Below are 9014 nucleotides of genomic sequence, written 5' to 3'. Positions count from 1 at the left end.
CTGCGTGAGGGATGCGCGCCCGGAGGGCCGGGAACCCACCGCGCGTGCACCGCTGCCGCGCCTTCCGTGGGATCCCTGGCGCGGTGGGGGCCCGGCGCCGTTGGGCACAGTCGTATCGTGCCCTACGGCGCGCGCAGCCCGACCCGGAGCGCAGCGGAGGGACACGCCCGAACCGGCCGTTGCGGTTTCGCCGTTTGATCGCTGAGTCCAGACTCGGATGAGATGAGGCTCTACGTCAACATCGACCACGTGGCCACCGTGCGCCAGGCGCGCGGCACCGACGAGCCGGACCCGGTGCGCGCGGCGGTGCTCTGCGAGCTGGGCGGCGCGGACGGGATCACCGTGCACCTGCGCGAGGACCGCCGCCACATCCAGGACCGCGACGTCGACCTCCTCCTGAAGACCGTCCGCACCGGGGTGAACCTGGAGCTGGCCGCGGCGTCGGACGTGCTCGCGCTCGCCGAGGCCTGGAAGCCGATGCAGGCCACGCTGGTCCCCGAGCGGCGCGAGGAGGTGACCACCGAGGGCGGCGTGGCGCTGGACGGCGAGGTCGCGCGCAAGTGGCTGGGCGACGCGGTCCGGCGGCTCAAGGACGCCGGGATCCGCACCTCGCTCTTCATCGACCCCGACGCCGACGCGGTGCGCGCCTCGGCGGAGCTGGGCGCCGACGCCGTCGAGCTGCACACGGGCGAGTACGCCAACGCCCGCGGGGCGGAGCGCGCGGAGCAGCTCGGCCGGCTGCGCCGCGCGGCCGCGCTCGGCCGCTCGGTGGGGCTGGCCGTGCACGCGGGGCACGGGCTCACCTACGAGAACGTGGCGCCCGTGGCTGCGATCGCGGAGATCGAGGAGCTGAACATCGGGCACTCGATCGTGAGCCGCTCCGTCTTCACCGGCATCGAGCGCGCGACGCGCGAGATGGCCGCCGTCCTGCGCCGCGCCCGCCGCCACCGCCCCACCGCCTGACCGGAGAACGCATGTCCCAGCCGCTGAGCGAATACTTCGCCCAGGAAGCCGGCGAGTTCCTGGACCGCCTGGACGCGCTGCTCGCATCGTCCGACGCCCCCGACCCGGTGGAGTTCTTCCGCCTGGCGCGCGGGGTGCGCGGCAGCGCGCAGATCGCGGGCGCCGGCGGGGTGGCCGCGGTGGCGGAGCGGCTGGAGGACGGGGCGCGGTCTTTACGCGACGGGGTGCTCCCCTGGAGCGAGGAGGTCCGCCGGCGCGCGCGGGAGACGGTGGACGACCTGCGCGTGCTGGTCGCCGGCCAGGGCCGCTGGGGCGCCGCGGAGGAGGCGCGCGCCCGTGACGCGGCGGCGCGCTGGGAGGGGGTCGGCACGGGGCGGCGGGGGGTCGAGGTGCCGCGCGCGGGGGACCAGCTCTACGAGTTCCTGCGCCGCGAGATCGCGGGGGTGGTGGAGGAGATGGGCCGCGCGCTCTCCGCGCTGGAGGCGGACCCGGCGGCGCGCGAGCCGCTCCGGGCGGTGCTCCGACGGATGCGGCCGGTGCGCGGGGTGGCGGGGATGGACTCGCTCGCGCCCGTGCTGGAGCTGCTGGAGGGGATCGAGGACGCGGCGCACGAGGTGCTCGCTCGCCCCCGCGCGGAGGGGCGGCAGCTGGAGGTGCTGGCCGCCGGGCGCGATGCGCTGCGCTCGGCGGGCGACGAGCTGGAGCGGGGCGAGGGCGTCGGCGAGTCGTCCGAGCTGATGCGCTTCCGCGAGCTGCGCGACGCGGCGGAGGGCGAGGCGGACGCGGCGGAGGCGGGCGTGGTCCCCGTGAGCCGGCTCTTCTTCGACGACGCGGGGCCGCACGTGGTGTCGTCTCCCCTGGCGCCGGTGGCGGAGGCCGCCGGCGCCTCGCTCGCGCCGGAGGTGGAGGGCTTCCTGCGCATGGAGGCCACCGGCTTCCTGGACCGCGCGGAGGGGCTGATCGCCGGGCTCTCGCAGCGGCCGGCGCGCTTCGGGCGCATCGCGCGGCAGCTGGCGGAGCTGGCGGCGGGGGTGGGCGAGCTGGCGGTGACGTACGGGATGACGATGCTCTCCGCGGCGGCGGACCAGGCGGCGGAGAGCCTGGGGCGCGCGGGCTCCGCCGAGGAGGCGCGCACGGCGCTCCGGCGGCTGCGCTCCACCCTCCCCGGCGCGGCGCCGCTCACCGAGACCGCCGTCGAGGTCGAGCCGGAGGAGGACGCGGCGCCGGCGCCGTCCGTCGCCTCCGTCGCGGGAGAGGACGGGGTGGTGCCGGTGGAGGCGCTCCTCTACGCGCCGGGAGAGGCGCTCCGCGAGGCGCTGGCGATGCGGCCGCGCGTGGAGGCGGCGGCGGGCGGCGCGGCGGGGCGGGGGACGCCGCTGGGCGAGGCGCTCGACGAGCTGTTCGCGCTGGTGGAGCTGGGGCTGGGGACGCGGGCGTGAGCCGCGGATGAAGTCCCGCCTGAGGGTCGCCGTCGGGCTGGCGGTGACCGCGTTCTTCCTGTGGCTGGCGCTGCGCGGGATCGACTGGCGCCAGGTGTGGGAGCACCTGCGGCGCGCCAACTACCTCCTGCTGGCCGCCTCCATCGCCGTGTCCACGCTGGGGATGCACATCCGCGCGCTGCGCTGGGGGACGCTGCTGGCCCCGCTGGGCCGCGAGGTGCCGTTCCACCCGCGCATCGCCGGCACCTTCGTGGGGTTCGCGGCCAACAACCTCCTCCCCGCGCGCGTCGGCGAGTTCGTGCGCACCCTGGTGTGCGCGCGCGTCGGCGCCCTCCCCGTCAGCTCCGTGTTCGCCTCGCTGGTGCTGGAGCGGGTGCTGGACGGGCTGGTGATGGTGTCGTTCCTCTTCGGGGTCATGTCGTGGCCCGGCTTCCCCACCATGACGGGGAGCTTCAGCGGCGTGGACCCGCGCGCCGCCGCCCGCGTGCTGGCGGTGATGGCGGTCGTGGTGGGAGGCGTGCTGCTGGCGATGGCGCTCTACCCGCGCCCCGCCGTGCGGACCGTGGAGCGCGTGGCGCGCATCTTCCCCGAGCGGTTCCGGCGGCTGCTGGTGGACTCGGTGCACGCCTTCGTGGAGGGGCTGGGGGTGCTGCGCAGCCCGCGCCTCCTGGCGGCGTCGGTGGCGTGGGCCCTCTTCCAGTGGACCTTCCTGGCGACGTCGTACCTGCTCGCCTTCCACGCCTTCGGCATCACCGAGCCGGGGTTCGTGGGTGCCGTCTTCCTCCAGTCGATCATCGCCATCGCCGTCTCGATCCCCTCGGCGCCCGGCTTCTTCGGCACCTTCCACGCGGCGGCGCGCTACGGCCTGCTCCTCTGGGGGGTGGACGAGACGCGCGCCATCTCCTTCGCCATCGGCTTCCACCTGGGCGGCTGGCTGTCGGTGACGGGGATCGGGCTCTGGTACGTGTGGAGCCTGGGCCTGTCCTGGCGCGACCTGCGCGGGAGCGCGGAGAAGGTGGAGGAGGAGGTGGAGGAGGAGGTGGAACGGGACCCGCGGATGGACGGGGGGAGGGGAAGTGCGTGAGTGCGTGAGTGCGAAAGTGCGAAAGTGCGAAAGTGCGGAAGTGCGGAAGTGCGGAAGTGCGGTCGAGATAGCAGCCGTGCGCGGGTAAAGCGGGGGCGATGAAGAGGATCGGATACCCGGCCGCGCGTGCGGTCGCCGGGACGGTGAACAGGAACCTGGCCGCCCACGCCGCGGCGGCGCGGGAGCGGGGAGTGCGCGAGCTGGCGCCGCTCCCCGACGAGTCGGCCGTCGAGCGGATCGTGGACGCGGCGTTCTGGGCCAGCCTGAAACGCGAGGAGGGCCAGAGTCCCAAGATCTCGCTCGCGTTCGTCCCTCCCGACCGGTCCGGGCACCCCATGGTGTTCGAGCGGCCGCTCCCGCTCCGTCCGCGCGACCTGGCCCGCCTGGCTCCCGCCGTGGAGCGGCCGGGGATCCACCTGGGCGTCTGGGAGGACGGCGGCGACCTGCGCGTCTGGGGGACCACGCGCTCGGTGCCCACCCTCTGCTTCGTGCTGGAGGTGGTGGAGCCCGGGCTGCTGGTGGTCAAGTACCGGCGTGGCGACGAGCTCGACAAGTTCGGCACCGTCGCGGTGATCGAGGCCGACCGGATCAAGGTGGTGGACCCGGCCGCCGCCAGCCTCCCCGACTGCCCGTCGCTGCTGGCATCGCTGCTGGGCTTCGACGTGCCGCCGGCCGACGGCGAGCCGGCGAGCGTCCTGGTGCAGCTGGCCACGTCCATGCGCGCGCACCGCCACGGCGGGTCGCTGCTGGTGGTCCCCGAGGGGTCCGATGCCTGGCGCGAGTCGGCCGCGCACCCGCTCCTCTACGCGGTCGAGCCGTTCCGCGAGATTCCCGCGCTGCTGCGGGCCGGCGACGAGGAGCGCAGGCAGCCGGTATGGCGCGAGGCGTTCCGCCAGACGGTGGAGGCGGTCGCGGGCCTCACCGCGGTCGACGGCGCCACCGTGCTCGACGGGCGGTACAGGGTGCTCGCGTTCGGCGTGAGGCTCGTCCGGATGCGCGGCAGCGAGCGCGTGGAGCGGGTCGCCCTCACCGAGCCGGTGCTGGGCGACGAGATGCGCGTCGTCGACCCCTCCACGCTGGGCGGCACCCGCCACCTCTCGGCCGCGCAGTTCGTCTACGACCAGCGCGACGCGCTCGCCCTGGTGGCGTCGCAGGACGGCCGCTTCACCGTCTTCGCCTGGTCGCCCTGCGAGGCCATGGTGCACGCGCACCGCGTCGACGCGCTGCTGATGTGAGTGCGAAGTGCGAGGTGCGAAGTGCGAAGTGCGAAGTGCGGCAGCACGCGAGAGGGCGGGCTTCGCGAGAAGGTCGTAGGGGCGAGGCCTGCCTCGCCCGTGGCCGCCTCGCGCCGATCCTGGCCGCGGTGAGCGGAACGTCGCCCGCATGTCTTCGCCGTCCATCCCGACCTTGATTCTCCCACGGAACGCGAGTGCCTGAGCGCCTGAACGCCGTCACCCTCGACGCGCCGGCCAAGGTGAACCTGCGCCTCCGCATCCTGGCGCGGGAAGAGTCGGGCTACCACTCGCTGGAGACGCTCTTCTGCGCGCTCTCCCTCGCCGACGAGGTCGGGGTGGCGCGCGGCGGCCCCGGCATCCGCCTCCGCGTGGAGGGCGGCGTCGACACGGGGCCGCCGGAGAAGAACCTGGCCCTGCGCGCGGCGGAGCGCTTCTACCGCGAGCTGGGCGAAGAGGCGGCGGTGGATCTCCATCTCGTGAAGCGCATCCCCTCCGCCGCCGGCCTCGGCGGCGGCAGCTCCGACGCGGCGGCGGTGCTGCGGGCGCTGAACGCGCTGCACGGCGGAATCTTCCCGCGCACGGCGCTGCTGCAGATGGCGGCCGAGCTGGGGAGCGACGTGCCGTTCTTCGCCTGCGGATCGCCGCTCGCGCTGGCGTGGGGGCGGGGCGAGCGCCTGCTCCCGCTCCCGCCGCTCCCCCCGCGCCCCGTCCTGGTCGCCCACCCCGGCCAGGCGATGCCCACCGCCGACGCCTTCCGCCGCGTCGCGGAGCTGCGCGGGGGGACGTATCGACCCCGCGCGACCCTCCTCGACCCCCAGGCGCTGGTGAGCTGGGACGCCGTCGCCGCGCTGGCGGGGAACGACTTCGAGCCCGTCGTCGTGGAGCGCATCCCCGTCCTCGCCGATGCGCTCGCCGGGCTGCGGGCCGAGGGGGCGCGGATCGCGCTGCTGGCGGGGAGCGGCTCCTCCGTTTTCGGCGTCTTCGAGGGCGAGGCGGAGCGCGAGCGGGCGGCGGCGCGGCTGGAGGCGCTGGGGATGCGCTGCTGGCGGGCCCGCACGCTGGACGCGGAGCCGGCGCCGGTGCCGGGTTGAATCGAGTCGGGGGACTGGTCTCGGTCCGGGCGGCTCAAGCCGCGGCAACAACCGCAGGAAGCCTCGCAAACCGCGCGAGGCTGCGGGGGCGAGGTCCTCCCGCCTCGACGGCCCTCCCAGCGAGCCTCGGCGAGCAGTCCGCGCAGGGCGGACTTCGTGTTTTCGTAGCCCCCGATTTCAATCGGGGAACACTCGATCGGGGAAGGATCGACCAGGCACGCCTTGCTCTGAGCGCCCGCCCGGCACATCTTCGACCATCCGCCACGCCTGCTCACCCGCAGCGGTTTCTCATGCAGTCGCTCGAAGCCCCTCCTCCCGAGCTGGTCTCCGGCTTCCGCGCGTCGCCGCTCTTCGCGGGGCTCGCGGAGGAGTCGCTCCAGGCATTGGCCGCGGCCGCCCGGCCGGTGCGCCTGGAGCCCGGCCAGGCGCTCTTCGAGGGGGACCACGCGGGCGACGCGCTCTACCTGGTACTCGAGGGCGAGGTGGAGGCGGTGGAGCCCCGCCCGGGCGAGGAGGAGGCGCGCATCCGCCTGATCGCGGCGGGGGAGGCGTTCGACGAGCTGCAGCCGCTGGCGGCGGCCCCGCTCCCCGCGCGGGTGCGCGCCGTGGGCCCCGCGAGCCTCGCGCGCGTGCCCGAGGCCGACACGCTGCGGCTGGAGGACCGCCACCCCGACCTGCGCGCCGCGCTGCGCCGCGTGCAGCAGCGCCAGCTCCTCTGCCGCCTGTGCCCCATGGTGGGGCCGCTGGACGGGGCGTTCCTGGACGAGCTGGAACGGGCCGCCGACTGGGCGTACCTGGACCGCGGGCAGCTCCTCTTCGAGCAGGGCGCGCCCTCCGGCTCGCTCTTCTTCGTGGTGAGCGGGCGCCTGGCGGTGGAGCGGGTGGAGCGCGACGGGAGCGTGCGGGCGCTGGGCGAGGTGGGGCGCGGCGAGAGCATCGGCGAGAAGAGCTTCTTCCTGGGCGAGGCCCGCAGCGCCCGCGTGCGCGCGGTGCGCGACAGCGTGCTGGTGGAGTTCACCAACGCCGAGTTCGAGGCGCTGGTCGCCGGGCGCCCCCAGCTCCTGCGCCACGTGGCCCGCAGCCTGGTGGAGCGGCTGCACAAGGGCGACGCCGGGACGGCCACGGGGGCGCGCGTGGCGAGCGTGGCCGTGCTGGGGGCCAGCCCCGGCGCGCCGGTGTCCGCCTTCTGCGAACGGCTGGCGGCCGCGCTCGCCCGGCACGGGCCCACGCTCCGGCTCTCCGCCCCCGTGGTCAACGAGATGACGGGCGAGCCGGGCCTGGCCGACGCGTGGGAGGACGCCCCCGAGGCCGCGCGGCTCCTGGCGTGGCTGGAGGCGCGCGAGGCGGCCCACCGCTTCGTGGTGTTCGAGGCCCAGCCGCGCGTGTCGGCCTGGACGCGCCGCTGCCTGCGCCGCGCCGACCACGTGCTCCTGCTGGCGCGCGCCGACGAGGACCCCGGCCCCGACGAGGTGGAGAAGGGGCTCCTGAGCGTGGACCGCGGCGTCACCGACGCGCGGCGCTCGCTGGTGCTGGTGCACCCCGAGGGGAGCGACGGGCTCCCGCGGGGCACGCGCCGCTGGCTGGACGCGCGCCGCGTGGAGGACCACCACCACCTGCGCTGGGGCGACGCGGCCGACCTGGCCCGGCTGGCGCGCCACCTGGCCGGGCGCGCCGTGGGGCTGGTGCTGGGGGGCGGCGGGGCGCGCGGCTTCGCCCACATCGGGGTGCTGCGGGCGCTGCGCGAGGCGGGGGTGCCGGTGGACCTGGTGGGCGGCACCAGCATGGGCGCCTCGCTGGCCGCGCAGACCGCCATGGGGTGGAGCCCCGAGAAGATGGTGGAGATGAACCGGCGGATGTGGATCGAGATGCGGCCGCACCGCGTCTTCACCCTGCCGCTGGTGTCGGTGCTCAGCACCGCCAAGGCCGAGGTGTGCGGGCGGATGATGTACGGCGACCTGGAGATCGAGGACCTCTGGATCCCCTTCTTCTGCGTCTCCAGCAACCTCACCACCGCCGAGATGGTGGTGCACCGCCGGGGCTCGCTGCTCCGGGCCGCCACCGCCAGCGCCTCGCTCCCCGGCATCGCGCCGCCCGTGCTGGAGGGGAACGAGCTGCTGGTGGACGGCGCGCTGCTGAACAACCTGCCGTCGGACGTGATGCGGCAGCTGGGCGCGGGGGTGGTGATCGCCTCGGAGGTGTCGGTGGAGGAGGACGCCGCCTTCACCTGCGACCAGGTCCCCACCCCCAGGCAGGTGCTCAAGGGCCGCTTGCTGCGCCGCCCCGTGCGCTTCCCCTCCCTCATGGAGGTGGTGATGCGCGCCTCGCTCCTGCACAGCGCCTACCGCGAGCGCGAGGCGATGGAGCTGGCCGACGTCTGCCTGCGCCCCCCGATCGACGCCTTCGGGCTCATGGAGTTCGACGCGCTGGAGAGCATCGTGGCCGCGGGCTACGAGTACGCGCGGACCGCGGTGCCGGCCTGGGTGGAGACGGGCGCGCTGGGGCCGTCGGCCACGGGCGGCGGTTGATTTCGCGGGCGCGCGCCGTTAGCTTTTTGCGCCTTCCGCGGTCGTAAGTCGTTCTCCCGCCTCGCAGATCCGCGGACCAGGGTGCCCCCTGGTGTAATGGCAGCACAGCGGTCTTTGGAACCGCTGGTGGAGGTTCGAATCCTCCGGGGGCAATGAGCCGCAAGTCTCTCCACGGCAGAGGCTTGCGGCTTTGTCGTTCCAGGTTGCGTCAGGATCCGGATTCTCCAGCGAAGGGACCACACAGAGTCAACAGAGAACCCTCCCGGTTCTCCGTCGGCCTCCGTTTCCTCCGTGTCCCGGCCGGCTTCGGCGGCGAGTCCTGGATCAGCGCACCGGGCTCTCTCCGGATCGACAGCCTTCAGCGCAGCGCGAATCCCGGAAGACGCGTGACACCCATGTTGCAGAGCATGATTCTGGTTCCGAACCGGTTGAGATTTTTCAGGGACCTATATACCCGAGCGATCCTCTGCGAACTGGTATGATACCACGTTTCGGAGCATCGTTCTGGTTCCAAACAGAACAGCAACAGATTGGAATCATACCACGTTTCCGAGCATTGTTCTGGTTCGCGAGAAACAGATTGGCATCACACAGAGGACACGGAGGACACGGAGAGAACTTCAATCTCTTCCGCTGTTCCTCTGTGTTCTCTGTGCCCTCTGTGTGAGACCTTTTCA

Annotated in this window: 6 protein-coding genes and 1 tRNA gene; all 7 read left to right on the top strand. The window is 74.2% G+C overall.

Features of this window, described 5'->3' with window-relative positions; translation table 11 throughout:
* Positions 1–222 precede the first annotated feature (222 nt).
* The 7 genes from VF746_22280 to VF746_22250 all read left to right on the top strand — a co-directional run bounded on the left by VF746_22280 (position 223) and on the right by VF746_22250 (position 8490).
* Complete coding sequence (locus VF746_22280) at positions 223–963, top strand: pyridoxine 5'-phosphate synthase (GenBank protein HEX8695155.1); 741 nt, start codon at positions 223–225, stop codon at positions 961–963.
* A gap of 11 nt (positions 964–974) precedes the next feature.
* Positions 975–2402: an Hpt domain-containing protein gene (locus VF746_22275; protein HEX8695154.1), complete on the top strand. Its 1428-nt coding sequence runs from the start codon at positions 975–977 to the stop codon at positions 2400–2402.
* 7 nt (positions 2403–2409) lie between these two features.
* Complete coding sequence (locus VF746_22270; GenBank protein HEX8695153.1) at positions 2410–3486, top strand: lysylphosphatidylglycerol synthase transmembrane domain-containing protein; 1077 nt, start codon at positions 2410–2412, stop codon at positions 3484–3486.
* Positions 3487–3584: 98 nt separating this feature from the next.
* Positions 3585–4721 (top strand): hypothetical protein, encoded by a 1137-nt coding sequence (locus tag VF746_22265; GenBank protein HEX8695152.1) that lies wholly within the window; start codon positions 3585–3587, stop codon positions 4719–4721.
* A gap of 194 nt (positions 4722–4915) precedes the next feature.
* Complete coding sequence (gene ispE / locus VF746_22260; GenBank protein HEX8695151.1) at positions 4916–5812, top strand: 4-(cytidine 5'-diphospho)-2-C-methyl-D-erythritol kinase; 897 nt, start codon at positions 4916–4918, stop codon at positions 5810–5812.
* 290 nt (positions 5813–6102) lie between these two features.
* The gene (locus VF746_22255; protein ID HEX8695150.1) at positions 6103–8337 is read left to right on the top strand and encodes a cyclic nucleotide-binding domain-containing protein; all 2235 of its coding nucleotides are present in this window, start codon (positions 6103–6105) and stop codon (positions 8335–8337) included.
* A gap of 82 nt (positions 8338–8419) precedes the next feature.
* Positions 8420–8490, top strand: a tRNA-Gln gene (locus tag VF746_22250).
* Positions 8491–9014: the final 524 nt, after the last annotated feature.

Origin of the sequence: Longimicrobium sp., from assembly GCA_036389795.1 — a bacterium.
Taxonomy (GTDB): domain Bacteria; phylum Gemmatimonadota; class Gemmatimonadetes; order Longimicrobiales; family Longimicrobiaceae; genus Longimicrobium.
This window is presented reverse-complemented; position numbering and strand designations above follow the sequence as displayed.